This window comes from Sphingomonas paludis (assembly GCF_053502515.1).
The window spans coordinates 1,814,076-1,839,050 of the sequence record NZ_CP187558.1; the positions used below are offsets into that span (position 1 = coordinate 1,814,076).

Annotated in this window: 26 protein-coding genes; 7 read left to right on the plus strand and 19 right to left on the minus strand. The window is 66.3% G+C overall.

The window, feature by feature from the left end; all coding sequences use genetic code 11:
- Positions 1–13 precede the first annotated feature (13 nt).
- The 16 genes from accD to ACPVPU_RS08915 form a co-directional block, all read right to left on the minus strand.
- The gene (gene accD, locus ACPVPU_RS08840) at positions 14–871 is read right to left on the minus strand and encodes an acetyl-CoA carboxylase, carboxyltransferase subunit beta (protein WP_448657563.1); all 858 of its coding nucleotides are present in this window, start codon (positions 869–871) and stop codon (positions 14–16) included.
- A complete protein-coding gene (gene trpA / locus ACPVPU_RS08845; RefSeq protein WP_448657564.1) occupies positions 868–1,671 on the minus strand; it encodes a tryptophan synthase subunit alpha in 804 nt (267 codons plus the stop codon). The genes accD and trpA overlap by 4 nt, the downstream gene beginning before the upstream one ends.
- Complete coding sequence (locus ACPVPU_RS08850) at positions 1,668–1,913, minus strand: hypothetical protein (protein ID WP_448657565.1); 246 nt, start codon at positions 1,911–1,913, stop codon at positions 1,668–1,670. The genes trpA and ACPVPU_RS08850 overlap by 4 nt, the downstream gene beginning before the upstream one ends.
- Positions 1,910–3,139, minus strand: a complete 1,230-nt coding sequence (gene trpB, locus ACPVPU_RS08855; protein ID WP_448657566.1) for a tryptophan synthase subunit beta — start codon at positions 3,137–3,139, stop codon at positions 1,910–1,912. The genes ACPVPU_RS08850 and trpB overlap by 4 nt, the downstream gene beginning before the upstream one ends.
- Positions 3,136–3,771 (minus strand): phosphoribosylanthranilate isomerase, encoded by a 636-nt coding sequence (locus ACPVPU_RS08860; protein ID WP_448657567.1) that lies wholly within the window; start codon positions 3,769–3,771, stop codon positions 3,136–3,138. Before ACPVPU_RS08860 ends, trpB begins: the two co-directional genes overlap by 4 nt.
- A 48-nt stretch (positions 3,772–3,819) precedes the next feature.
- Complete coding sequence (locus ACPVPU_RS08865; protein ID WP_448657569.1) at positions 3,820–4,248, minus strand: hypothetical protein; 429 nt, start codon at positions 4,246–4,248, stop codon at positions 3,820–3,822.
- Between the two features lie 101 nt (positions 4,249–4,349).
- Complete coding sequence (gene pyrF / locus ACPVPU_RS08870) at positions 4,350–5,024, minus strand: orotidine-5'-phosphate decarboxylase (protein WP_448657570.1); 675 nt, start codon at positions 5,022–5,024, stop codon at positions 4,350–4,352.
- A complete protein-coding gene (locus ACPVPU_RS08875; RefSeq protein WP_448657571.1) occupies positions 5,021–5,383 on the minus strand; it encodes a lipopolysaccharide assembly protein LapA domain-containing protein in 363 nt (120 codons plus the stop codon). The genes pyrF and ACPVPU_RS08875 overlap by 4 nt, the downstream gene beginning before the upstream one ends.
- Before the next feature lie 73 nt (positions 5,384–5,456).
- Positions 5,457–7,757 carry a patatin-like protein gene (locus tag ACPVPU_RS08880; protein ID WP_448657572.1) on the minus strand — a complete coding sequence of 767 codons (2,301 nt, stop codon included), beginning with the start codon at positions 7,755–7,757 and terminating at the stop codon, positions 5,457–5,459.
- 44 nt (positions 7,758–7,801) lie between these two features.
- A complete protein-coding gene (locus ACPVPU_RS08885; RefSeq protein ID WP_448657573.1) occupies positions 7,802–8,497 on the minus strand; it encodes an endonuclease/exonuclease/phosphatase family protein in 696 nt (231 codons plus the stop codon).
- A 5-nt stretch (positions 8,498–8,502) separates the two neighbouring features.
- Positions 8,503–9,783 (minus strand): sensor histidine kinase, encoded by a 1,281-nt coding sequence (locus ACPVPU_RS08890; RefSeq protein ID WP_448660466.1) that lies wholly within the window; start codon positions 9,781–9,783, stop codon positions 8,503–8,505.
- A 79-nt stretch (positions 9,784–9,862) separates the two neighbouring features.
- A complete protein-coding gene (locus ACPVPU_RS08895) occupies positions 9,863–10,576 on the minus strand; it encodes a response regulator (protein WP_448657574.1) in 714 nt (237 codons plus the stop codon).
- A gap of 137 nt (positions 10,577–10,713) precedes the next feature.
- Entirely contained in the window at positions 10,714–11,556 is an 843-nt protein-coding gene (locus tag ACPVPU_RS08900) for an EF-hand domain-containing protein (protein WP_448657575.1), read from the minus strand.
- Between the two features lie 119 nt (positions 11,557–11,675).
- A complete protein-coding gene (locus ACPVPU_RS08905; protein ID WP_448657576.1) occupies positions 11,676–12,371 on the minus strand; it encodes a glutathione S-transferase N-terminal domain-containing protein in 696 nt (231 codons plus the stop codon).
- A 117-nt stretch (positions 12,372–12,488) separates the two neighbouring features.
- A complete protein-coding gene (locus ACPVPU_RS08910) occupies positions 12,489–13,007 on the minus strand; it encodes a hypothetical protein (protein ID WP_448657577.1) in 519 nt (172 codons plus the stop codon).
- Between the two features lie 56 nt (positions 13,008–13,063).
- Positions 13,064–14,308 (minus strand): TetR/AcrR family transcriptional regulator, encoded by a 1,245-nt coding sequence (locus ACPVPU_RS08915; RefSeq protein ID WP_448657578.1) that lies wholly within the window; start codon positions 14,306–14,308, stop codon positions 13,064–13,066.
- A gap of 175 nt (positions 14,309–14,483) precedes the next feature.
- Between ACPVPU_RS08915 and ACPVPU_RS08920 the strand changes: the two genes are divergently transcribed.
- The 3 genes from ACPVPU_RS08920 to ACPVPU_RS08930 are packed head-to-tail and all read left to right on the plus strand — an operon-like array spanning position 14,484 to position 17,820.
- Complete coding sequence (locus ACPVPU_RS08920) at positions 14,484–15,722, plus strand: acyl-CoA dehydrogenase family protein (protein WP_448660467.1); 1,239 nt, start codon at positions 14,484–14,486, stop codon at positions 15,720–15,722.
- The gene (locus ACPVPU_RS08925; RefSeq protein WP_448657579.1) at positions 15,719–16,804 is read left to right on the plus strand and encodes a Zn-dependent alcohol dehydrogenase; all 1,086 of its coding nucleotides are present in this window, start codon (positions 15,719–15,721) and stop codon (positions 16,802–16,804) included. The genes ACPVPU_RS08920 and ACPVPU_RS08925 overlap by 4 nt, the downstream gene beginning before the upstream one ends.
- Positions 16,801–17,820, plus strand: a complete 1,020-nt coding sequence (locus tag ACPVPU_RS08930) for a phosphotransferase family protein (RefSeq protein ID WP_448657580.1) — start codon at positions 16,801–16,803, stop codon at positions 17,818–17,820. The genes ACPVPU_RS08925 and ACPVPU_RS08930 overlap by 4 nt, the downstream gene beginning before the upstream one ends.
- 17 nt (positions 17,821–17,837) lie before the next feature.
- Here ACPVPU_RS08930 and ACPVPU_RS08935 read toward each other — a convergent pair whose 3' ends face one another.
- Both ACPVPU_RS08935 and ACPVPU_RS08940 read right to left on the minus strand, forming a co-directional pair.
- Positions 17,838–19,619, minus strand: coding sequence for a cation:proton antiporter domain-containing protein (locus ACPVPU_RS08935; RefSeq protein ID WP_448657581.1), 1,782 nt, complete (start codon positions 19,617–19,619; stop codon positions 17,838–17,840).
- Positions 19,620–19,735: 116 nt separating this feature from the next.
- On the minus strand, positions 19,736–20,959 hold the full coding sequence (locus ACPVPU_RS08940; protein WP_448657582.1) for an NADP-dependent isocitrate dehydrogenase: 1,224 nt from the start codon (positions 20,957–20,959) through the stop codon (positions 19,736–19,738).
- Between the two features lie 151 nt (positions 20,960–21,110).
- On the opposite strand from ACPVPU_RS08940, the gene ACPVPU_RS08945 reads away from it, so the two are divergent.
- Positions 21,111–21,842: a phosphatidylserine decarboxylase gene (locus ACPVPU_RS08945; protein ID WP_448657583.1), complete on the plus strand. Its 732-nt coding sequence runs from the start codon at positions 21,111–21,113 to the stop codon at positions 21,840–21,842.
- Positions 21,842–22,582 (plus strand): CDP-diacylglycerol--serine O-phosphatidyltransferase, encoded by a 741-nt coding sequence (gene pssA / locus ACPVPU_RS08950; RefSeq protein WP_448657584.1) that lies wholly within the window; start codon positions 21,842–21,844, stop codon positions 22,580–22,582. Before ACPVPU_RS08945 ends, pssA begins: the two co-directional genes overlap by 1 nt.
- Here the strand turns inward: pssA and ACPVPU_RS08955 are convergent.
- Positions 22,572–22,793 carry a hypothetical protein gene (locus ACPVPU_RS08955; RefSeq protein WP_448657585.1) on the minus strand — a complete coding sequence of 74 codons (222 nt, stop codon included), beginning with the start codon at positions 22,791–22,793 and terminating at the stop codon, positions 22,572–22,574. The two genes, pssA and ACPVPU_RS08955, sit on opposite strands and share 11 nt — an antisense overlap.
- Positions 22,794–23,048: 255 nt before the next feature.
- Here ACPVPU_RS08955 and rpsB point away from each other — a divergent pair, with 255 nt between their 5' ends.
- Entirely contained in the window at positions 23,049–23,870 is an 822-nt protein-coding gene (gene rpsB / locus ACPVPU_RS08960) for a 30S ribosomal protein S2 (RefSeq protein ID WP_448657586.1), read from the plus strand.
- 162 nt (positions 23,871–24,032) lie between these two features.
- Positions 24,033–24,962 carry a translation elongation factor Ts gene (gene tsf / locus ACPVPU_RS08965; RefSeq protein ID WP_448657587.1) on the plus strand — a complete coding sequence of 310 codons (930 nt, stop codon included), beginning with the start codon at positions 24,033–24,035 and terminating at the stop codon, positions 24,960–24,962.
- The last annotated feature ends 13 nt before the right edge of the window (positions 24,963–24,975 follow it).

Below are 24,975 nucleotides of genomic sequence, written 5' to 3' on the forward strand. Positions count from 1 at the left end.
GCTCGGCTTTGGATCACGCCGCCTTGCGCGCGCCGGTCAGGTAATCGATCACCTGCGCCAGCGTGTCCGCCAGGGCGTGGCGGTGGACCACCATGTCGATCAGGCCGTGCGCGAGGTAATATTCGCTGGTCTGGAAATCGTCGGGCAGCTTTTCGCGGATCGTGCTTTCGATGACCCGGCGGCCGGTAAAGGCAAGCGTCGCGCGCGGCTCGGCGATCTGCACGTCGCCCAGCATGGCATAGGCCGCCATGACGCCGCCGGACGTGGGATCGGTCAGCACGACGATATAAGGCAGGCCCGCATCGTGCAGCATCTGGATGGCGACGGTGGTGCGCGGCATCTGCATCAGCGACAGGATGCCCTCCTGCATCCGCGCGCCGCCGCTGGCGGTAAAGACGATGTAGGGCACCTTGGCCTTGATCGCTGCCTCGACGCCCGCGATGAACGCCTCGCCGACCGCTTGGCCCATCGACCCGCCCATGAACCCGAAATTCTGGACGCCGATGATCGCGCGCTGACCGCGGATCAGGCCGTCGGCATTGACGAATGCGTCGGTGTCGCCGGTTTCGGCACGCGCCGCCTTCAACCGATCCGCATAGCGCTTTGAATCGCGGAACTTCAGCGGATCGTCGATGGTGCGCGGGCTGCTCAGCACTGTGAAGCCGGCATCGAAGAGCTGCGCGAACCGCTGTTTCGGCCCGATCCGGCCGTGGTGGCCGCACAGGGGACAGACGGCGCTGTTCTCTTCATATTCCTTCATGAAGACCATCTGGCCGCAACCTGCGCATTTGTGCCACAGATTGTCGGGCGTCTCCTTCTTTGCCGGGACAAATGCGGAGATTGCGTTGCGAACGCGGCCTAGCCAGCTCATGCGGAAACCCTTGATGCGGCGCGGATCGCCTGCGCCAGACTGGAGACATAGGACTGGACGGCGGCGGGCGCATCCGCGCCGTGCGCCGCCACCAGATCGATGATCGCCGAACCGACGACGACGCCGTCGGCCACGCGGGCGATGGCGGCGGCCTGTTCCGGCGTGCGGACGCCGAACCCGACCGCGATGGGCACGTCCGTCGCCGCCTTCAGCCGGGCGACGGCAGCATCGATGCTGTCCTGCGCCGCCTGTTGCTTGCCGGTGATCCCGGCAACCGAGACATAGTAAAGAAAGCCCGATGCGCCATCCAGCACGGCGGGCAGCCGCTCGGCGTCGGTGGTGGGGGTGGCGAGGCGGATCAGGTGCAGCCCGGCGGCGCGGAGCGCGGGGCCAAGCTGATCGTCCTCCTCGGGCGGAATATCGACGCAGATCACGCCGTCCGAGCCCGCATCGCGCGCGGCGGCGGCGAACCATTCCGGCCCGCGCCGCGTCATCGGATTGGCATAGCCCATCAGGACGAGCGGCACGTCCGGGTGGCGCTGACGAAAGGCGCTAGCGATGGCCAGGATGTCCGCCGTGGTCGTGCCGTTGGCCAGCGCGCGCAGATTGGCTGCCTGAATCGCCGGACCGTCCGCCATCGGATCAGTGAACGGCATACCAAGCTCGATCACATCCGCCCCGCCCGCGACGAGCGCATCGAGGATGTCGGCGGTGGGTCCGTCGCCAGCGGTCACGAAGGTGACGAGCGCGGCGCGACCGTCCGCGCGGGCGGCGGCGAAGGTGGAGGCAAGGCGGCTCATCTCAAGATGACCATTCTCGATTTCCACAACAGGCTGCTCACTCCATAACCAACACCGAAACAAGCGGCATAAAAGAACGCTTTTTCGTAGTTTATTGCTTCTTGAGATGCGGCGTAAAACAGGATTTGCAGTGTCATCGAAATCGTGAACACGCAGCAAACGGTTAGAAATGCTTCGCCAAGGCTTGGTCGCCGCCAGGCAATTCTCGGCGGCGCAATTTCGCCGCCTCCGCGGAACATCATATCTCCGTCCCCAGCGCTTCCGCCACGGTGAAGATGTCCTTGTCGCCGCGGCCGCACAGATTGGCGAGGATCACCTGATCCTGTCGCATCGTCGGCGCGACCTTTTCCACCGCAGCAATGGCATGGCTCGGCTCCAGCGCGGGGATGATGCCCTCGGTCCGGCACAGCAGCTGGAAAGCGGCGAGCGCCTCCATGTCGGTAACGCTGGTATAATCGACCCGGCCGATTTCCTTCAGCCAGCTATGCTCCGGGCCGATGCCGGGATAGTCGAGGCCCGCGCTGATCGAATGTGCTTCGGCGATCTGCCCGTCCTCGTCCTGCAACAGGTACGTCTTGTTGCCGTGCAGGATGCCGGGAAAGCCGCCCGCCAGGCTGGCCGCGTGCTGCTTGTCCAGCCCGTGCCCGGCGGCTTCCACGCCCAGCATCTTCACGTCCGCATCGTCCAGAAACGGATGGAACAGGCCGATCGCGTTCGATCCGCCGCCGATCGCCGCGACCAGCAGGTCGGGCAGGCGACCGGTGCGGCTCAGCATCTGTCCCCGCGCCTCGCGCCCGATCACGCTCTGAAAATCGCGGACCAGTTCGGGATAGGGATGCGGGCCGGCGGCGGTGCCGATGATGTAGAAGGTGTCGTGGACGTTCGCCACCCAGTAGCGCAGCGCCTCGTTCATCGCGTCCTTCAGCGTCGCGGCCCCGCTCGTCACCGGAATGACTTCGGCGCCGAGCAGCTTCATGCGGAACACGTTGGGCTGCTGCCGCTCAACGTCCTTCGCGCCCATGAAGATGGTGCAGGGCAGGCCAAAGCGCGCGCAGACGGTGGCGGTGGCCACGCCGTGCTGGCCAGCGCCGGTTTCCGCGATGATCCGCGTCTTGCCCATGCGCATCGCCAGCAGGATCTGGCCGATGCAGTTGTTGATCTTGTGCGCGCCGGTATGGTTCAGCTCGTCGCGCTTGAACCAGATTTGCGCGCCCATGCCTTCGCCCGCGTCTTTCCGCAGTTCCTCGGTCAGCCGCTCGGCATAATAAAGCGGGCTGGGGCGGCCGACATAATGTTCCAACAGGTCGTCGAACTGCGCGGCGAAGGCCGGGTCCGCCTTGGCCGACCTATACGCCGCTTCCAGCTCAAGGATCAGCGGCATCAGCGTTTCGGCGACATATCGTCCGCCAAACTGTCCGAAATGGCCCCGCTCGTCCGGCTGGGCGCGATAGCTGTTGGGTGCGTTCATGATGCGATCGCTTTAAGGAAAGCCGCGATCTTGTCCACATCCTTGATCCCCGGCGCGCTTTCGACGCCGGAAGATATATCGACCAGCGTAGCCCCTGTTATCCGCACCGCTTCTGCGACATTGCCCGCGTCCAGGCCGCCGGACAGCGCCCAGGGCAGGGGATGCCGGTATCCGCTCAGCAGCGCCCAGTCGAACCGCACGCCCATGCCACCCGGCAATGCCGCGCCATCCGGCGTCTTGGCGTCATACAGGATTCGGTCGGCGGCACCCGACAGGCGCGATGCCGTGTCCAGATCGGCGCGAGTCTTCACCGCCACCGCGGCCCAGACGGTCAGGCCGGTGCGCGCTCGGATCGCCGCGATCCGTTCCGGCGCTGCCTTGTGCAGCTGGATCGTGTCCAGCCGCCCCGCCGCCATGGCCGTATCCAGCATCGCATCGTCGGGATCAACGAACACGCCCACCCGCCGGACATGGCCCGGCACCCGATCCGCCAGCCCCGCCGCCCGGTCAAAGGACAGGTGACGTGGGGAGGGCGGAAAAAAGACCAGGCCGACATGGCTGGCACCGCCCGCCACGGCCGCGTCCATCGTTTCCGGCGTGGACAGGCCACAGATCTTGGCGGTGACAGACATGCCGATGCCGCTAAGCGCCGCTGGCCGCCGGGTCAATCATGCGGGCGGTCAGCCGGCGGGTTTGCCCGAGACGATGGCATCGAACTTCGCCTTGGGCATGTTGATCAACAGCCCCTTGTTGTTCTTCGCAAGCGAGGCGAAGTCGATCTCGATCCGCCCGACATCGCTCTTGATCGTCGCCACGCCCGGCACGACCTTTTCGATGGTGCCGAGCAGCTTGCCGCGCGAATCGCGCACCTCCGCGCCCGCCACCACGTCATCGGGGTGGACGGGCACCGGCGTCGAAGACCGGGGCAGCCCGGCACGCCCGCCCTTCACGTCGCGGTTCAATCGATCATAGAGCGTGCCCATCTCGTGCGGTGAAATCGGCGAAGCCTCCGGCATGGGCATGGGCGGCGGCGGTGCGGGCGCGTCCTGGGCGTGCGCCACCGACAACGTTGTCAAGCCGGCGAAAAACAGCATTGCCTTCAGCATCATTTTCCATCCCCTCCTTGTGCATTTTCAGATGGATACGCCTGGTGACTGCGTGAAGCAATACACAAGGCGGGGGATGCGGGGACTGTTGAGCGGTAACGGACTTACAGCGTGGCGCCGATGGCGCGGGCGGCGTGATCCGGGTCCTCGGCCTGAGTGATCGGCCGTCCGATGACCAGGATGGACGCTCCCCGGTCCAATGCCTGGCGCGGCGTCACCACGCGCTTCTGGTCGCCGGCCTGGCCATTGGCCGGACGGACGCCGGGCACGACGAAGAACCCGTCCTTCCACGCCGCATGCGCCGCGGCCACTTCCTCGCCCGAACAGACGATGCCGTCGACCCCGGCCGATCGCGCCAGTTCGGCCAGGCGGACCACCTGTTCGTGCGGATCGGGGGCAAGGCCGATCGATTCCAGGTCCCGGCCGTCGAGGCTGGTCAGCATGGTCACGGCCACCACCTTGGTCCCCTCCGGCGCAGCCGCCTTTGCATCCTCCATCATCGCCCGCCCTCCGCTTGCGTGGACGGTCAGGATCGCCGGGTTCAGCGGCCGAAGCGCCTGAACCGCCTTTGCCACGGTATTCGGAATGTCGTGCAGTTTCAGGTCGAGGAAAACGGGCAGGCCCAGCTCAGCCATGGCATGAACGCCCTGGCGGCCATTGGCCATGAAGAATTCCAGGCCGAGTTTGATGCCGCCGACATGAGTCTTCACGCGCCGGGCCAGCGCCTCGGCCCGCGCCAGATCGGGCGTGTCCAGCGCGACGAAGACCGGGCTGCTCACAACCGGCTACCGGCGGGGCCGTCGAGCGGCAGTTGCGCGGGCGTTGCGACGTCGCGCGCGGGTGCGATGCCATCGGGATGTTGCGTCGGTGGCGGCACCGGCGTCTGGGCGATGCGCAGATCGTTCAGCGCCCGCTCGGTGCTGGCCAGCTTGGATTTCAGGCGCCAGCGCATCGCGTGATAGGCGATGAAGATCGGCACGAAGCCCAGCAGGAACACGATGCCCAGCAACAGCGGCAAATTGGTCTGTGCAACCATGCCGCCCCACAGCCGCACATCGACGCTGGTCCAGTTGTTGAACGCGAATGCGACCAGAATGCCGACCAGCAAGGCCCAGAACAGGGTCCTCAGGAATTGCATGGGGGTCCTTTCCTTGTTCCCTTGGCCGACGACCCTAGGCGCAAATTGCGCATTTTGCCAATCGTTCGCCGGTTCAACCGATCTCTGTCCGCAACGTGGCGAACAGCGGGGTAATGGTTGTCAGCCGATCCTGTTCCTCGTCCAGGATGGCCAGGAACGCGCGGCGCTTTATGGCCGCGATCCGCTCCCTGTCCGGTTGCTGCGGCGGGGGCAGGGTGGACAACAGGATGTCGATCAGCCGATCCGCCCCGTGCAGCCGCCCCCACAGATAATCGTTTTCGCGGTAGGATCGGCTGAAAAACGCACCAAAACTGTTGAACTGAATGCCTTTCAACGTCGCCGCCGCCCCGCCCGGGCGGATGGCGACCGCATCGTCGGGCGAAATGCGGTCGACGCGAATCGGGTCGAATTCGTCCAGCCCCTCGCCCTCCAGCAACGGCAGCGTGGCCAGATCGTAGAACGGAAAGCCCAGATAGGCGAGCAGGACGGGGCGGCGATGGTCGCGCGACAACTGGCTAAGGCCCGCCGACAGCCGGTCGTCGGTTTCCTGGTCCAGTGTGATCAGGTCGGTCCGCCGCGCGATCCGGTCCAGGATCGCGGCAATGGCCTCGGCCGTCTCCGGCGCGTCGGTCGCATCGACGATCCCCTGATAATGATCCCGCCGTTCGCACTCCAGATACGCGCTGAGCGATGCATAGACGGCGTCGCGGATGGGCTTCAGCCCCTCATTGCTGCTGTCCTGATCCAGTTCGGTGATCCGCCGTGCCATCAGGCGCAACCGGCGGATGCGAAAGTTAAGGTCATGGTCGCGCAGAAAGGCGATGGCCGGCTCGGACGCGCCGGTCGCCAGGGCCGTCGCAAAATCCATTCCACCCCGGTCGCGCACCACTTGCGCCAGCAGCGCCCGGATCGCCCGTTCGCCCTGCGGATCCGGAACACCGGCCAGTCCGGCGATCAGCCCGGCCAGCCGACCGATGATCCCGTCCGCTTTCAACAGCGCATAGGCGGCATGGCCATATCCCGCACGGGTTGCGGCATGATGCTGCGCCCGCCTGCGCCAGTTCGCCAGGCGGCGGGGGGTGGGGTAATCGAGGAACAGCGTATAGCCGAACAGGCCGACGACCTGCTTTTCCACCTCTGCGCGAATGGCCTCGACGATCCCGCGCATCCGCTCGATCCGGTCCGACCGCGCGGCGAGCGATTCCAGATTGTCGCGGATCGGTTGCTGCCGGGGCAATTCGGACAGCGATCCGATGATGGTCTGGAAAAAACCCGGTCGTTCGCCCGGATCGCCCGACAGGTTCAGCCGCGCGCCGGGGGTGGGGTCGACAAAGACGAAGCGCCGGTCGATCTCCCGCCGGGCCGGGCGTTCCTTCAGCGCGTCGATGGCGGGTTCGAAGGGCGCGTTGACCAGCACCGATCCATCGATCAGCGCGGTCCGCTCGGCAGTGCCCGCCGCCCATTGCCGGGGCAGCGCACGCCTCAGGAACGCCTCGCGCCCCGGCCATTCCTCGCCGCGCGCCGCCAGCAGATCGTCCAGCTCGCCGACGGCAAAGGGAGGGAAGGCGCCCGGAAAGCTGGATGTGGCGCGCGCGGCGAAGGCCAGTTCCGCTTGATGGCCGATGGGGGCGGGGCCAGATAGCCCCGGGTCCGAAAAGCCGATGACCAGCCGGTGCTCGGTTTCCTCGGCCATGGCGGGCGAATTGATCCGCAGCGATTCGGGATAGCCCAGGAAATCGGTCACGGTGACGAACAGGTCGATCGGCTGGCCGGGTGGCAACAGGCGCGGCCCGACATCGCCCGCCGCCATGGCGGCGAACGCATCCAGCAGCATCGTCAGCATCCGCTGCCCGCCAAAGGGTGGCTCGAACCAGCGCGACCGGACGAAATGTTCGAGCTTGCGGCGCACTTCCTCGCGCGCCGGTTCCTCGACCGTCCGGTCGATCAGCGTGCCCCGGTTCATTGCCATCCACGCGATCGGCAACGCCCATAATTTGGTCATCGGCCCGGACGGTCCCTGATCGGGGTCGATCAGCGCCTCGACATCCGCAAGGTCCAGCCACAGGTCGGTCAGCGGGTCCAGCGACTGGCCCGTGCTGATCGCCTGAGCCAGGAACACGCCGTTGATCCCGCCCGCACTAGCCCCCGCGACGATATCGGCCAGGACGCGCAGATGAATGCCGGTTGCGTCGGCAATCTCCTGCATCAATGCGCGATAGACGCCCTGGCTGCCGCCCGCCGGCGGGTCGCCGTCGCAAAACGCACGGCTGGCGCGCGCCATGCGCCACACTTCCTTGGTGATGCCGTGCATATAGACGGCCAGGCTGATCCCCCCGTAACAGACCAGCGCCAGCCGCAATTCCTTTTCGCGCACCCGCTGCTCCCCTTCGGTCCCGTCCGGTTTTTGGCCTGATCGCGTCAGGCGGGCGTCAGCCTAGCCCAGACCGGCAGGTGATCGGAAGCGGCATGCGCAGTCACGCTTTGATGCACCCCGCATTCGGATATGCTCAGGTCGCTGCTCACCATGATCCGGTCCAGCCGACCGACGGGGCGGCGGGAATGGAAACTCGGCCCGGTATCGGCTAATCGATAGCTGCCGCAGAAATCGGCAATGCAGCCGCCGCGCGGCCGCCATTCGTTCAAATCGCCCATCAGCACGGTCGGCATCGGCACCGGCCGGGCGGCCAGATGCGCCAGGATCGCCTGCGCCTGCCGCCGCCGCCACAGGCCGGACAGGTCCAGATGCATACCCACCACCCGCACCTCACGACCCCGAATGCGCAGTTCCGCCAAAGCCGCACCACGCGGCTCCAGCACGGGCAGGTGCAGCGCCTCGGCATGCAGGATCGTCGCATCCGGCCGCACCAGCAATCCGTTGCCGTGCCAGCCCATGCTGGCTTGCCGCTGGGCGATGGGCACCACCTGCCACGCGCCATGATCATTCAGGACATGGCCGGGCAACACCGCCTGGCGCGTGCCGAACCGGCGATCGCATTCCTGCAATGCGACGATATCGGCGTTCAGTTCGGACAGCACCCGGACGATCCGGTCCGGGCGTCGTTGCCGGTCCGTGCCGACCGCCTTGTGGATATTGTAGCTGGCAACGGTCAGCATCGGCTTTACCGGGGCAGCCGGATGGTGGCGATCAACCCGCCGCCCTCGCGATTGGCCAGGGTGATGGTGCCGCCGGCATCGCGGACGATGGCGCTGGCCAGCGCCAGGCCCAGGCCGATGCCACCCGTTTCCCGGTTGCGGCTCGTCTCGACGCGAATAAATGCCTGGAACACGCTTTCCAGCTTGTCCGCCGGGATACCCGGACCGCGATCGCAGATTTCGATGGCGACGAACTTCCGTTCGCTGACCAGCCGAACCTCGGCCGATCCGCCATATTTCACGGCGTTTTCGACCAGGTTGCGCACCGCCCGCCGCATCAGGAACGGGCGCACGCGGATCGTCGTGCGGGGTGCCTCGGTCGCCGTCACATCGGCCCCGATATCCTCGAAATCGGCGACCACGGCGTCGACCAGAGCGGCGACGTCCACCGTTTCCACCGGTTCGCTCGGCCGCCCCATCCGCGCCAGCGACAGGATGTCCTGCAGCGTGCGGGTCATCTCCTCGATGATTTCGGCCATCCGCGCTCGGTCGCCCTCGTCCTCGACATTTTCGATGCGGACCCGCAGCGCGGACAGGGGCGTGCGCAGGTCATGCCCGATTGCGCCCAGCATCCGGTCCTTTTCATCCAGCATTGCCGTCACGCGGCCGGACAGGCCGTTATAGGCGGCGATCACCGACCGCACATCCTCCGGCCCGCGCTCTGGCACCGGATCGCCGGGCTGGGCCGGGTTGAAACTGGCCGCCGACTGCGCCAGCGCGCGCAGCGGCCGGGCGATGCGCCGCCCCAGCAACAGGATCGGCACCATCACGACGATGTACAGGACCAGCGTCTGCGCCACGAGCTGCCAGATCAGGAACCGTCCAGTCACCGGCCATGGCGCACGCAGCGCCAGCCAGCCCTTGCCCGGCAATTCCACGCCGACCAGCAGATCCGCCGATCCGCGACGGCGCGGCCCCACGATCCGGTTGCGCGGCTCCAGCGCGGGAACGATCTGTCGATCCTCGTTCAGCACCGCCACGATCCGGCCAAAGCGGATATTGCTCTGCTCCAGCCCGTATCGCACCCCGGTTGCGACCTCGGGCACCTCCGGCATGCCTGCCGGCACCGGATTGTCAGCGAACAGCCTGACCCGGCCGCGTGGCCGCTGGTCGTCCAGCGTCAGCCGACCCTGTTCCACTCGTTCCGCCGCATCAACGATCCGGGTGATGCTGGGCACTGCAATCTGGGCAAAGCGATAGGCCTGGCGTTCGCGCAGCAACAGGCCGAAATTGATCGCCTGCGCCACGAACAGCGCCAGCGCGACCAGCAGCGCGATCTGCCCCGACAGGCTGCGGGGGATCAGGCGGATGCGGGACATGCCGGGTTCAAAGCCGCGTGACTTCGGCTGCAAGCGTATATCCGCCGCCCCAGACGGTCTTGATCAGCACCGGGTTCTTGGGATCGGTTTCGATCTTCTTGCGCAGGCGGCTGACCTGATTGTCGATCGCCCGGTCGAATGCCGCCGCCTCTCGCCCCTGGGTCAGGTCGAGCAACTGGTCGCGGGTCAGCACCTGTCGCGGGCGCATCGCCAGCGTATGCAGCAGGTTGTATTCGCCGGTGGACAGCGGCACCGACACGCCGTCGCGGTCGACCAGTGTGCGCTCCCCGGTTTTCAGCACCCATCCGGCAAAGGCCAGGCTGGCGCTGTCCGGCGCGTGCTGGCGGGCACCATTGGCGGCGCGGCGCAGCACCACCTTGACCCGCGTGGCCAGTTCGCGCGGCGAAAACGGCTTCACCACATAATCGTCCGCGCCCATTTCCAGGCCGACGATGCGGTCGGTTTCCTCGCTCTTCGCGGTCAACAGGATGACGGGCGTGTCGCTGGTGGCGCGAATGTGCCGACACAGGCTCAGCCCGTCCTCGCCCGGCATCATGATGTCTAGGATGGCCAGGTCGATGTCGTAGGCGTTCAGCCGCGCCCGAGCGCCCTCCGCATCGCCCGCCTGGGTCACGCGAAATCCCTGTTTGGTCAGGAACTGGGCCAGCGGCTCGCGGATCGACCGTTCGTCATCGACCAGCAGGATGTGGGAAAGGCTCATATCGGGTCCGATTGTGGCGCGGGCGATGACGAAACGCCAGAGCCGGGCTTGCGGCTCCCCGCTATCGCCGGATCGTCGAGTTGGGGGTGCCGACCGGGCGGGGGGCTGTTCGCCCGGTCGGCTGGCGGCTGATCGGGTCAGCCCGCCGGGGAGGGGGTGGGGGCAGCGACCGGCGCACCGTCGCGGCGCTCCTGACGCTTGGCCTGCCAGTTGGCGCGGCGTTCGGCGAACTTGGCTGCTGCCGCCTGCCGCTCGGCCTGGTCGATCTGGCCATCCTTGTTGGCGTCCAGCCGGGCAAAGCGCGCCGCCGCCTGCACCCGCATTTCCGCCTGGCTGATCGATCCGTTGCCGTCGGTATCGACCCGCGCCATCATGCGGCCGCGCATCCGGCCCATCCGCTCGCGCGCTGCGGCCCGTTCTGCATCGGATACGGTGCCGTCCTTGTTGGTGTCGATCCGCGCCTCGATCCGGGCACGCATCGCTGCGCGTTCCGCATCGGATACGGTGCCGTCCCGGTCGGTATCGGCCCAGCGGCCGCCACCGCGCATCTGGCCCATCGCCTTGCGGGCGGCGCGCCGCTCTTCGCGGGAAACCTGCCCGTCCTTGTCGGTGTCCAGCCGCGCGATCATCGCCGCGCGTCCGGCCTGGCGTTCCTCTGCCGACACCTGGCCATCGCCGTTGGTGTCCATGCGCTGCATCATCATTGCGCGCATCTCGCCGCGACCGCCGCGCTTGGCCTTGCCGCGCTTGGGCATTTCGTCGGCAGAAAGCTGGCCGTCCTTGTTGGCGTCCAGCCGCGCAAACCGGGCATCCACCTGCGCCTGCATCTCCGCGGCGCTGATCTTGCCGTTCTTGTCGGCATCCATGCGGGCGACCATGCGGTCCATGCGGTTGCCGCCGGCCATTTCCTGCGCGGCATAGGCGCCACCGGCCAGCATGGTCGCGCCCAGCGCGGCGGCGATGATTGTCTTGCGGATCATTGCGTCGGTTCCTTGTCGTTCACCGGGCCATCCCCGATGCTGACGGCCCTTTTCGCACCCACTTGTCGCAGCACTGTCCCGGGCGCCGCGAAAACTGTCGCAACTTGTCGCAACGCCGGTCAGGGCTTGGGTGCGGATTGGCCGAACAGCACCTTCTTCTGCTCGTCGGTCATCGGGGCATCCGCCGGCCGGATCGCATCGCCCCTGGCATAGGCGGCGATGGTCGCCGGGCGCTCCCGGATCGCATCGAACCAGCGCCGCACATTGGGGAAATCGGCCAGGTCCTGGCCCTGCGCCTCATGCGGGACGATCCAGGGATAGGCGGCCATGTCGGCGATGGAATAGTCCCCCGCGATGAAGTCCCGGTCCGCCAGCCGCCGGTCGAGCACGCCGTACAGCCGCGCCGTTTCCCGGACATAGCGGTCGATGGCATAGGGGATCCGCTCAGGCGCATAGCGATTGAAATGATGGTTCTGGCCCAGCATCGGTCCCAGCCCGCCCATCTGCCAGAAAAGCCACTGGCTCACCTCGATCCGGTTGCGGGCGTCCGTACCCCCGAACCGGCCGGTCTTTTCGGCCAGATAGGTCAGGATCGCGCCGCTTTCGAACAGGCTGACCGGCGCGCCGCCATCGGCGGGGGCGTGATCGACGATCGCCGGCATCCGGTTGTTGGGCGCAATCGCCAGGAAATCCGGCTTGAACTGGTCGCCCGCGCCGATATCGACTGGGTGGATGGCGTAAGGCAGGCCGGTTTCCTCAAGGAACAGCGTAACCTTGTGCCCATTCGGCGTGGGCCAGTAATACAGGTCGATCATCGGGCATCTCCGCAGGATTTGGTGTCGCCGGGCGAGATAGGCACTGGCGTTCCCCCGCCAAAGCCGGACAGGCGGATAGAAAAACGATTGCGGTGCAAAGCGCCCGTCGTCCGCCGGTCAGAACCCGGTCTTGCACCCGCGGGTCCGGTGGATGCCGCGTAGATAGCCGCGCCGGGCATGACCGGCATCGGTCGCCGCCTGCAACCGCCGTTCCGCCCCGGCCGCGCCGCTCACTTCGCGCACCAGTCCGCGAAACGGGATCAGCGAATTGACGACGGCGCGCCCGCCGGCCTCTGCCAGCGCACCCTCGCGGCTGCGCTCTTCGGGCGTCGCGTCGAAATCCGGGCCAAGCGCCGTGTTCAGTTCGGTGACGGCGGCACTGATCTGGCGACAGGTCTTGATGCCGGTCAGGTCATAGGGCGCCTTTTGCGCCGCGATCAGCACATCGGGCGTCTTGGTCGGCATCGCGCCGATATCGCGCGCCGGCTGGCTGGCGATGTCGCCCGCGACCCGGCCGGTATCGTCCGGTTTTTCGTTGCGTTCCTCGCTGGCATCGGTGCCGGGCCGCTCCTGCGCCGTTGCCGGAGCCAGCGGGGCAAGCATCAGTACGATCAGCAGGGCAGGGGCATGACGCATTATGGGTCCTCCGTTTCGCCGGTTAAACGACCCAGTGCCCCGCCCGTTCCGCGCCCCTATCCGGTCGGCAGCGGATCGTCGAACAACCCCGACATCAAGGTAGAGGCATAAAGCGCGACGGCCCGGTCGCGCGGCATTGCGCTCGCCCATTTGCGCATGTCGAACGCGGCATTCAGCAGCGCCATCAGCGCCTGCGAAGCGATCAGCGGATCGACCGCGCGGATCGTCCCTTCGGCGATGCCGTCGCTGATCGTCCCGGCAAAGCGGCGCGCGATCATGTTCGACCGGTCGACCATCGCCTGGCGCACATCGACCGGCAGGCCGGACAGGGCGGTGGTCCGCAATAGCGGGCCGCGTTCGGAAAACTGGATGTCGATTAGCGTCGCGACGACATCGCACAATCGCTGCCACTGCGTGCCGCCGCGCTCGTCCGCCGCCCGCTGCGCTGCGCCGATCAGGTCGAAACTGCGGCGGTAACAGGCGATGACCAGATCGTCCTTGGCATCCAGATGGTGATAGAAACTGCCCTTGGTCACGTTCAGTTCGGATGCGATCCGCGTCACCGAAGCGCCGCGATAGCCCAGTTCGTTGATCAGACGGGTTGCCGCCAGCAGGAACGCCTCGCGCTGCGGTTCGCGCTCCACCGGTTCGAGCGCCAGCAGCCGGGGCGCCCAACGCTGTCCCGCCCCTGCCAGCCCGGCCGCGAACACGTCGCCCAGGCGCGCCTCCACCCGGCCATATTGGTCGGTCGAGTAGCGTTCGATCCACGCGTTCAGCCAAAAGGTGTTTTCAAGGACCAGGTGCGCGCGTGCCCCGAACAGGTCGGTCTGTGCCCGGTTGGCCGCATCCCCCCACAGGCGGCGGGCGGCACGGAACACGTCGCGCCATCCGGCCAGCAACCGCGACCGCATCGGTTCCTCCATCGCCCGCAGGTCGGACAGGATGGCGAAATTGCGTTCCCGTCCTTCGCGGAGCGCCGCCATGCGGGCCATGTTGATCGCCATGTAACGGCGCACGCGCTCTTCCGGCGTCGGCTCGGTCATCGCCTCGTTCAGCATCGCGCGCAACCGCGCCAGCGTCTGTTCGAACGCGGCGGCCGCCAGATCCTCCTTGCGCTTGAAATAATAGGTGACGCTCGTCGTGTTCAGCCCGACGCGGCGGGCCACATCGGCAAAGGTCATGCCCTTTGCACTCTGTTCGTTGATCGCATCGGCAGCGGCGGCCAGGATCGCGTCCCGCTTCTCCTGAAACCGCCTCGTCCCCTGCGCCTCGCCCTCGCGCACCCCAGTCTCGCCCGTCATCCGCCAAGCCTAGCAGCTTGGTTTCGTGGGGCCAGTATTTTCTTGGATTGGCGGCGGCTGCTGGAAAGCCAACGGATGTTATCGCTAAACCACTTGGTGGGCGACTTTACCGAAGATCGGGTATGGTCTAACCCCGATGAACCGCGACCGGATCGGGCGATTGGGGAGGATGGATTTGGACTTCACGCTGACCGATCGGCAGGCGACATGGCGCGACCGGGTTCGTTCGTTCATCGACCGGGAAATCGCACCGCGCGATGCCCTGTATCGCCAGCAGCTTGCGACCGGCGACCGGTGGAAGGTCATTCCCGTGATCGAGGCGGTAAAGCAACAGGCGCGCGCCGCCGGGTTGTGGAACCTGTTCATGCCGCCCCATTCGGGGCAGGCCCATGTCGACGACAGTTTCCGTTTCGACGGCGAATCCCTCAGCAACCTCGAATATGCGCTCTGTGCCGAGGAAATGGGACGCATCGACTGGGCCAGCGAATGCTTCAACTGTTCGGCACCCGACACCGGCAATATGGAGGTGCTGCACCGGTACGGCACCCGCGCGCAAAAGGACGCCTGGCTGCTGCCGCTGATGCACGGCGAAATCCGCAGCGCGTTCCTGATGACCGAACCGGCGGTGGCGTCTTCGGACGCGACCAATATCGAAACCTCGATCCGCCGCGACGGCGACCATTATGTCATCAACGGCCGCAAATGGTGGTCGTCGGGGACCGGCGACCCCCGGTGCCGCATCGCCATCGTCATGGGCAAGACCGATCCGGACGCCCGGCGGCATCAACAGCAATCGATGATCCTGGTGCCCATGGACACGCCCGGCGTCCGCATCGAACGCATGCTGTCCGTCTATGGCTATGACCATGCCCCGCACGGCCATGGCGAGGTGGTGCTGGAAAATGTCCGCGTGCCCGCGGAAAACCTGTTGCTGGGCGAGGGGCGGGGGTTCGAAATCGCTCAGGGGCGGCTGGGGCCGGGCCGCATTCATCACTGCATGCGCACGATCGGCACGGCAGAGGTCGCCATAGAGGCGATGGCGCGCCGTCTGCTCGGCCGCACCGCCTTTGGCAAGCGGATTGCCGATCACAGCATCTGGGAACAGCGGATTGCGCGTGCGCGCATCGACATCGAAATGACCCGCCTGTTGTGCCTGAAGGCCGCCGACATGATGGACCGTGCGGGGAACAAGGCGGCGCAGCTGGAAATCGCGATGATCAAGGTGCAGGCGCCGATGATGGCGCTGCAGATCCTGGACGATGCGATCCAGGCGCATGGCGGCGCCGGCGTGTCCGACGATTTCGGCCTGGCCAGCGCCTGGGCCAGCCTGCGCACGCTCCGCTTTGCCGATGGGCCGGACGAAGTGCACAACCGCGCCATCGCCCGCGCCGAATTCGGGAAATACAGCGCGTGAAAGCCGCCGTCCTGCGGGAAGCGGGCGGGCCGCTGTCGGTCGAAGCGGTCCGCATCGATGCGCCGGGGCCGCGCGAGGTGCTGATCCGCACCGCTGCCTGCGGCGTCTGCCGATCCGACCTGCATTTCGTCGATGGCAGCTTTCCGCATCCGATGCCGACCGTGCCGGGGCACGAGGCAGCTGGCGTGGTCGAGGCGGTGGGGCAGGGCGTCACCCATGTGAAGCCCGGCGACCATGTCGTCACCTTCCTCACCGTCTATTGCGGCACCTGCCAATTCTGCCTTGGCGGGCGGCCCTCGCTCTGTGTTGATCCATCGACCCGGCGGCCGGCGGATGCGCCCCCGCGCCTGTCGCTGGCGGACGGCACGCCGCTGGCTCCGTTCCTGAACCTGTCGGCCTTTGCCGAACTTATGCTGGTCCATGAACATGCCTGTGTCGCCATCGATCCGGCGATGCCGCTGGATAGGGCGGCGCTGCTTGGATGTGCGGTCATCACCGGCGCCGGATCGATCTTCAACGACAGCCGGGTGCGGCCCGGCGAAAGCGTCGCCGTGATCGGGGCGGGGGGCATCGGCCTGGCCGCGATAAATGCGGCAAAGATCGCGGGCGCGGGCATGATCCTGGCGATCGATCCCGTGCCAGAAAAGCGGGCGCTGGCGCTCAGGATGGGTGCCACCCACGCCCTCGATCCGGCTGGCGACGGCACGGCACGCTCGATCCTGTCCCTGACCGGCGGCGGGGTGGATTATGCGATCGAAGCGGTGGGGCGGGCGGATACCGCAGAGCTTGCCTGGGCCATTCTGAAACGCGGCGGTACCGCGACGATTTTGGGCATGATCGCGCCGGGCCAGTCGGTCAGCCTGCCCGGCCCGAGTTTCCTGACCGGCAAGAAGCTTCAGGGATCGCTGCTCGGCTCCACCCGCTTCCCCATCGATCTGCCTCGACTGGTGCGCATGTATCTGGACGGCCTGCTCGATCTGGACACGATGGTGGCCGAAACGATTTCGCTGGACGGGGTGAACCATGCCCTCGACCGGCTGCGCCAGGGCAGCACGGTGCGGTCGGTGATCGTGTTTCCATGAGCGACCTTGACCTCGCCGCGCTCCGCCGATGGATGGCGGACCATGTGCCCGATGCCGGAGCGGCAATCGAGTGCACTCGCTTCACCGGGGGGCAGAGCAATCCCACCTATCGCATTGATACCGAACGGGAACCCTTGGTCCTGCGCCGCAAGCCCTTTGGTCCGATCCTCCCGTCCGCCCATGCGATCGAACGCGAATATCGATTGATCGCGGCCCTATATCCCACCGGCTTCCCGGTCGCACGGCCAGTGGCACTGTGCGAGGATGCGGCGGTCATCGGTTCGCCCTTCTACCTGATGACGCTGGTTCGGGGGCGGACGCTGTGGGACGGCACCTTGCCCGGCATGGCACCCGCGGATCGCACCGCGCATTATCATGCGCTCGTCGATGCGCTGGCGGCGCTGCACGCGATCGATGCCGATGCGGTCGGCCTGTCCGATTACGGCAGGCCCGGCAATTATTTCGAGCGGCAGGTGGCGCGCTGGATCAAGCAATATCGCGCCAGCCAGACCGACGACGTGCCCGAAATCGAACGCCTGATCGACTATCTGCCGCGCACCGTGCCGCCCCAGACGCGGACCAGCATCGTCCACGGCGATTACCGCATCGACAACCTGATCTTCGCCCCCGACAGCGCTCGGGTGCTGGCCGTGCTCGACTGGGAATTGTCCACGCTTGGCGATCCACTTGCCGATTTCAGCTATCTGTTGATGAGCTGGGTGACCGAGCCGGAGGGGCGATCCGGCGTCAAGGGCATGACGGGGCCGGAAACCGGCATCCCGACGCTGGACGAAATGGTCGCGCGATACTGCGCAGCGACGGGGCGGGACGGCCTGCCCGCGCTCGACTGGTATTTCAGCTATAACCTGTTCCGGCTGGCGGGCATCGTTCAGGGGATCAAGCGCCGGATGATCGACGGCAATGCGTCCAGCCCGGCCGCCGCCGACGCTGTCGCCCGCCTGCCCGCGCTGGCCGTCGCTTCCTGGCACTTTGCCGAACGGTCGGGGGCGCGATAGGGCGTGGTGGGCGCCGGTCAGGCCGGTTCGCCGCCCGTCTGGCGAACTCGACGGATGCGCGGTTCGCGGTCCAGCCCTGCGGCATCCTTGATCCCCTTGCGCATTTCGTCGCGCTTTTCGTGGATGCTGGCGATCACCGGCCCCATGGCGACACCCAGATCGACCAGCACGGCCTCGGCCAGTTGCAGCGAGCTTTCCAGGGTTTCGGGCACGGCATCGGTCACCCCGGCCTTGTACAGTTCGGCCGCATGATCCTGATCGCGCGCGCGGGCGACGATGGGCAGGTCGGGCAACCAGCCGCGCACCCGCTTGGTCAGCCGCACGGTCAGAACCGGATCGTCCATGGTCAGGATCAGCGCATCGGCGCGCCCCAGGTTCAGCCGGTCGACCAGTTCGGCCCGCGAAACATCGCCAAAGATCATGGGGTAGCCCGCCCGGCGCGCGTCCATCACCCCCTCGATGCTTGCCTCCACCGCGACGAACCGCTTGCCATGCGCGCGCAGCAGGTCGGCGACGGTCCGGCCGACCCGCCCGAAACCGATGATGACGGTGCCCGGCCCTTCGCGCCCAACCTCGGCCTCGGGCGGCAATTCGCCGGTGCGCTGTTCGATCTCGCGGGCGAACACCTGGCCGATCTTGGCGAGCAGGGGGGTGATGGTCAGGCCGATGGCCGTCACCGCGGTCCAGAAGGTCGCGGTTTCCGGATCGATCAGCAGCGCGCCCGTTGCTACGCCCAGCACGATGATCGTCGTCTCGGACGGGCTGGCCATCATGACGCCGGTTTCGATCGCCGTGCTGTTCCGCGCGCCCGCCAGTTTCAACAGCACGGCTGTCACCGCCGTCTTGATCACCATCACGCCCAGGATCGCGCCGGTGACCATGGCCCAGTTCTCGGCCAGATACCGCCAATCGAGCCGCATCCCGACCGTGATCAGGAACACGCCCAGCGCCAGTCCCCGGAACGGCGCGGTCATCACCTCGACTTCGCTGTGATATTCGGTTTCGGCGATCAGCAGGCCGGCCAGCAGCGCGCCGACAATCGGGCTGAGGCCCGCAGCCGATGTGACCAGACTGGCGACGATCACCACCAACAGGCTGGCGGCCAGGAACAGCTCCGGATTCTTGGCCCGCGCCGCCTGGCCGAACAGGCGCGGCAGGAAAAAGCGCCCGGCGACGAACAGGACCAGGACGCTCAACGTTCCCCGGATCGCGATATCGGCCAATCCCGTCCAGCCATCGTCCCCCGCCGCCGGACCGAGCGCGCCCAGCAGGAAGATGATCGGCACCAGCGCCACGTCCTCGAACAACAGCATGGCGAACGCCGCCTTGCCCGCCGGGCGCTCGGTCCCGGCCAGCGGCAGCACCAGCGCGGTGGACGACAGGGCGAGGGCCAGCCCAAGCCCGATGCCGGCCGCCCATCCCTGTCCGAACAGGTGGAGTGCCGCGGCGATGATCGCTGCCGACCCCAGCAATTCGGCCGCGCCCACCCCGAATACGAGCGTCCGCATGCCCCACAGGCGCTTGACAGACAATTCCAGGCCGATGGAAAACAGCAACAGGATGATGCCGAACTCGGCGAACGGCTCGATCGACGTCGGATCGGAAATCGTCACATAGTAAAGGAACGGCGCCTGGGGCACGAGCGCGCCCAGACCCGCCGGGCCGACCAGCAGGCCGATCAGGATGAACCCGATCACCGGGCTGATGCGGAACCGGGCAAAGGCCGGGATGATCAGCCCCGCCGCGCCCAGAATGACCAGGGCGTCGGAAAGTCCTTCGTTCGACAGGCTGATGTGCATGCGCCGACCATAGCCATGTCGCGGCTTGCGATGGAAGCATTGGTTGCGCCCGGATGAAAAAGGGGGCCGTGCGGCAGATGCCGACGACCCCCTTTTTCATCCCATCGTCATCCGGATCAGCCGGTGATCTTGCCCATTTCGGCTTCCAGATTGACGCGGATTGCCTCGAAGAACTGCTCGGTCGTCATCCAGGGCTGGTCCGGGCCGATCAGGATGGCCAGATCCTTGGTCATCTTGCCGCTTTCGACGGTCTGGATGCAGACGCGCTCCAGCGTCTCGGCGAACTGCGTCACCTCGGGCGTGCCGTCGAACCGGCCGCGGAACTTCAGGCCGCCGGTCCAGGCAAAGATCGACGCGATCGGATTGGTGCTGGTCGCCTTGCCTTGCTGATGCTGGCGATAGTGCCGGGTGACGGTGCCATGCGCGGCCTCTGCCTCGACCGTCTTGCCGTCCGGGCTCATCAGCACGCTGGTCATCAGGCCCAGCGAGCCAAAGCCCTGCGCGACCTGATCCGACTGGACGTCGCCGTCGTAATTCTTGCACGCCCACACGAACTCGCCGTGCCATTTGAGCGCGCTGGCCACCATGTCGTCGATCAGGCGATGCTGATATTCGATGCCCGCTTCCTTGAACCGGTCCTTGAACTCGGCCTGGTACACGTCCTCGAAGATATCCTTGAAGCGGCCGTCATAGGCCTTCAGGATCGTGTTCTTGGTGGACAGATACACTGGCCAGCCCAGGTTGAGGCCGTAGTTCAGGCTGGCGCGCGCGAAATCGCGGATGGACTCGTCCAGGTTGTACATCGCCATGGCGACACCGGCGCCGGGGAAGTCGAACACTTCGCGGTCGATGCTCTCGCCATTGGCACCTTCCCACACCAGCCGCAGTTTGCCGGGGCCGGGCACCAGGAAATCGGTCGCGCGATACTGGTCGCCGAACGCATGACGGCCGACGACGATCGGCTTGGTCCAGCCCGGGATCAGGCGCGGGACATTCTGGATGACGATCGGTTCGCGGAACACGACTCCGCCCAGGATGTTGCGGATCGTGCCGTTGGGCGACCGCCACATCTTCTTCAGGCCGAATTCCTCGACCCGCTGTTCGTCGGGCGTGATCGTCGCGCATTTCACGCCGACGCCGTATTTCTTGATCGCATTGGCGCTGTCGATGGTGATCTGATCGTCGGTTTCGTCGCGCTTTTCGACGGCCAGGTCGAAATAGACCAGATCGATGTCGAGATAGGGCTGGATCAGCCGCTCGCGGATCCATTGCCAGATGATCCGCGTCATCTCGTCGCCGTCAATCTCCACGACCGGGGTTTTGACCTTGATCTTCGCCATGCGCTCGCTTTCCGTTGTTGAAACAGGGGTTCGGGTTCGCCTTGCCTCCTAGGGGCAAGCGCGCGGGCGATCAACCGTGCGGCACCGCACCGGGGAACCGCGAATGACGACAGGCATTGTGCTGCCATGGCGACGCAGTTAGACCCGGCCGATGCAAGAAGTTGATCCCGGTTCCGCCCTGCCGCCGTCGGTGAAATGGCGCTGGCCCGCCATTCATCCAGAGGGCTGGAAATATATCGCCATCAGCGGCGGTCTGGCCGCGCTGTTCCTCTTTTTCATCTGGGACGAACTCGGTTTCCTGCTGGTCGGACTGACGATCTGGGTCGCCGCGTTCTTCCGCGATCCCGTGCGGGTTACGCCGCAAGGGGCCGATCTGGTCGTCTCGCCGGCCGATGGGCTGGTTACGATGATCCGCCGGGTGCCCATTCCCCCCGAACTGGCGGGGCCGGGCGGCCTGGCCGATGCCACGCGGGTGCGGGTATCGGTGTTCATGAGCGTGTTTGACGTGCATGTGAACCGCACGCCCGTCACCGGCACCATCACCGAACAGGTCTATATCTCCGGCAAGTTCGTGAACGCCGATCTGGACAAGGCGTCGGACGAGAATGAGCGGCAGCATCTGGTGATCGAACGGCGCGACGGCGTCCGCATCGCCATGACGCAGATTGCCGGGCTGGTCGCCCGACGCATCGTCAGCTTTGCCAAGCCGGGGGACATGGTGGTCGGCGGTCAGCGGGTCGGCCTGATCCGTTTCGGCAGCCGCGTCGACATCTGGCTGCCCGACGGCGTCGAGCCGCAGGTGACCCTGGGCCAGCGGGCCGTTGCGGGCGAAACCATTATCGGCCGGGTCGGGGTCGCGTCGCCTCTGGGCATTTCCCAGTAATGCGTCCTGCGCGCCCGCGCGGCGGCATTCCGTTGCGGACGATCGCGCCCAATGCGGTGACGGCGCTGGCGCTATGTTTCGGGCTGACCGGCGTGCGCTACGCCATCGGGGCCGAGTTCGAGCGGGCGGTGACGATGATCCTGATCGCCGGCGTGCTGGATGGGATCGACGGCCGCGTTGCCCGGTTCATGCGCGGGGAAAGCCGGTTCGGTGCCGAACTGGATTCGCTGTCCGACGCAATCTCCTTCGGCGTCGCGCCTGCGCTGATCGTGTACCTCTGGTCGCTGGTGACGCTGCCCCGTCTCGGCTGGCTTTGTGCCCTGATCTACGCGGTGTTCTGCGCCCTTCGCCTGGCGCGGTTCAATGCCGCGATCGATCAAGTCGATCAGCCGCATAAATCCGCCGGTTTCCTGACCGGCGTTCCCGCACCCGCAGGGGCCGGTCTGGCCATGCTGCCGATCTTTGCCTGGTTGTGGAGCGGTGAGGAACTGCTGCGGTCCCCCTGGATCGTCGCCCCCTGGATCGCGTTCGTCGCGTTCCTGATGGTTTCCAGCCTGGCGACCTATAGCTGGAGCTCGCTGAAACTCCGGCCGAACATCCGGTTCGAGGCGATCCTGGTGGTGGTGCTCGCCGGGGCCGCGCTGCTGTCTGCGCCGTGGCAGACGCTGACGGTGATCTGCCTGGCCTATGTGGCGTCGATCCCGTTCAGCATCGCCAGTTATCGCAAGGTCAGGCGGTAGCCGAGCGGCCCGGTCGGCCCATCCGCCGCACCGGCACAGCCTGTCGCGCGATCCCATGAGCAACCGGGCGCTCGTCATCCGCGAACGGACGCGGGCCGCGCACGATCAGGTCCAGCCACAAGGCGCCGCGCGCCTCGAGCGCCAGCACGATGCCCGCAACCGCCAACAGCAATCCGCCGGCGATCAGCAGCGATGCGAACAATGCGACCATCTCAAACCCTCCTGCGACGATGCCCGACCGACACACGCCGAATACGAGCAAGTGAAATCCCGAGCCTGTGGATAAGTTCCATGTTTGCTCTATGGGCGTTCTATGTTCGATTTATGTTCCGACTGTCAAGCCTTGTGTTTCGACACCGGCTGGATTAAGCGGCTCGCCTAATCTCTCATGGGTGGCACATAACCCGGTGTCCGGCGCTTGCCGGATATTCGCCGCCCAGAGGACCAACCGGAAGGAGACTATCCCATGGCGGCACCTGTCGTCTCTCTGCAGCAATTGCTCGAATCGGGCGCGCATTTCGGCCACCAGACGCATCGCTGGAACCCGAAGATGAAGCCCTACATCTTTGGCGACCGCAACGGCGTCCACATCATCGACCTGTCGCAGACCGTGCCGCTGTTCGCGCGCGCGCTCGAATTCGTCAGCTCGACCGTCGCTTCGGGCGGAAAGGTGCTGTTCGTCGGCACCAAGCGCCAGGCGCAGGAGCCGATCGCCGACGCTGCCCGCCGCTCGGGCCAGCATTTCGTCAACCATCGCTGGCTGGGCGGTATGCTCACCAACTGGAAGACGATCAGCAATTCGATCAAGCGCCTCAAGACGCTTGAGGAAACGCTGTCGGGCGACACGCACGGCCTGACCAAGAAGGAAGTGCTGAACCTGACGCGCGAGCGCGACAAGCTGGAACTCAGCCTGGGCGGCATCCGCGACATGGGCGGCGTGCCCGACATCATGTTCGTGATCGACGCCAACAAGGAAGAGCTGGCGATCAAGGAAGCCAACACGCTGGGTATCCCGGTCGTCGCGATCCTCGATTCCAACGTGTCGCCGGATGGCATCGCGTTCCCGGTGCCCGCCAATGACGACGCCAGCCGCGCCATCCGCCTGTACTGCGAAGCCGTGGCGATCGCCGCGACCCGTGGCGGGCAGGAGCGTCAGGCCAGCTTCGGTCACGATCTGGGTGCGATGGACGAGCCACCGATGGAAGAAGCGCTGAGCGAGCCGGAAGCGCCCGCCGCGTCCACCGATCCGGAAACGGCGGTCGAGGGCGAGCGTCAGATCGACGCGTAAGAACGGACAGCTTCGACACCCTTTCACCGTTCGTGCTGAGCCTGTCGAAGCACTGTCTTTCTCTTGTAACGAAGAAGAAGGACGGCACTTCGACAAGCTCAGTGCGAGCGGTTTGATGTTTTACCTGGGGCGTGGATGCCCCGCACCGAAAAGGAAGTTACCATGGCAGAGATCACTGCAGCAGCGGTCAAGGAACTGCGCGAGCGTTCGGGCGCTGGCATGATGGATTGCAAGAAGGCGCTGGCCGAAACCGGTGCCGACATGGAAGCGGCGATGGACTGGCTGCGCACCAAGGGCCTGGCCGCCGCCGCCAAGAAGTCCAGCCGCACTGCGGCCGAGGGTCTGGTCGGCGTTGCCGTCGCCGGGACCAAGGGCGTCGCCGTCGAGGTGAACAGCCAGACCGATTTCGTCGCCAAGAACGAGATTTTCCAGGCGTTCGTGCGCGATGTGACCGCGCTGGCCATGGACGCGGGCGATATCGATGCGCTGCAGGGCGCGGCGATGCCCCAGGGCGGCACGGTCGAGGAAGTGCTTACCGCCAACATCGCCACCATTGGCGAAAACCAGGTGCTGCGCCGGATGCAGCGGGTGGAAGTCGCGCAGGGCGCGGTCATCCCCTATGTCCACAATGCCGCAGCGCCGGGCATGGGCAAGATCGGCGTGCTGGTCGCGCTGGAATCCGACGCCGGCGTCGACGTGCTCGAGCCGCTGGGCAAGCAGCTGGCGATGCATGTTGCCGCCGCCTTCCCGCTGGCGCTGGACGAAACCGGTCTCGACCCCGAAGTGCTGGAGCGTGAGCGCGCCATCGCCACGGAAAAGGCAGCGGAAAGCGGCAAGCCCGCCGACATCATCGCCAAGATGGTCGAGGGTTCGGTCAAGAAGTTCGCCAAGGAAAACGCGCTGCTCAGCCAGCCGATCGTCATGGACGGCAAGACCCCGGTCGCCGACGTGATCGCCAAGGCTGCCAAGGATTCGGGCACGTCGATCAAGCTGGTCGATTATGTCCGCTATCAGCTGGGCGAGGGCATCGAAAAGGAAGAGAGCGACTTCGCTGCCGAAGTCGCTGCCGCTTCGGGCATCCCGCAGGGCTGATCCCTCGGGAAGA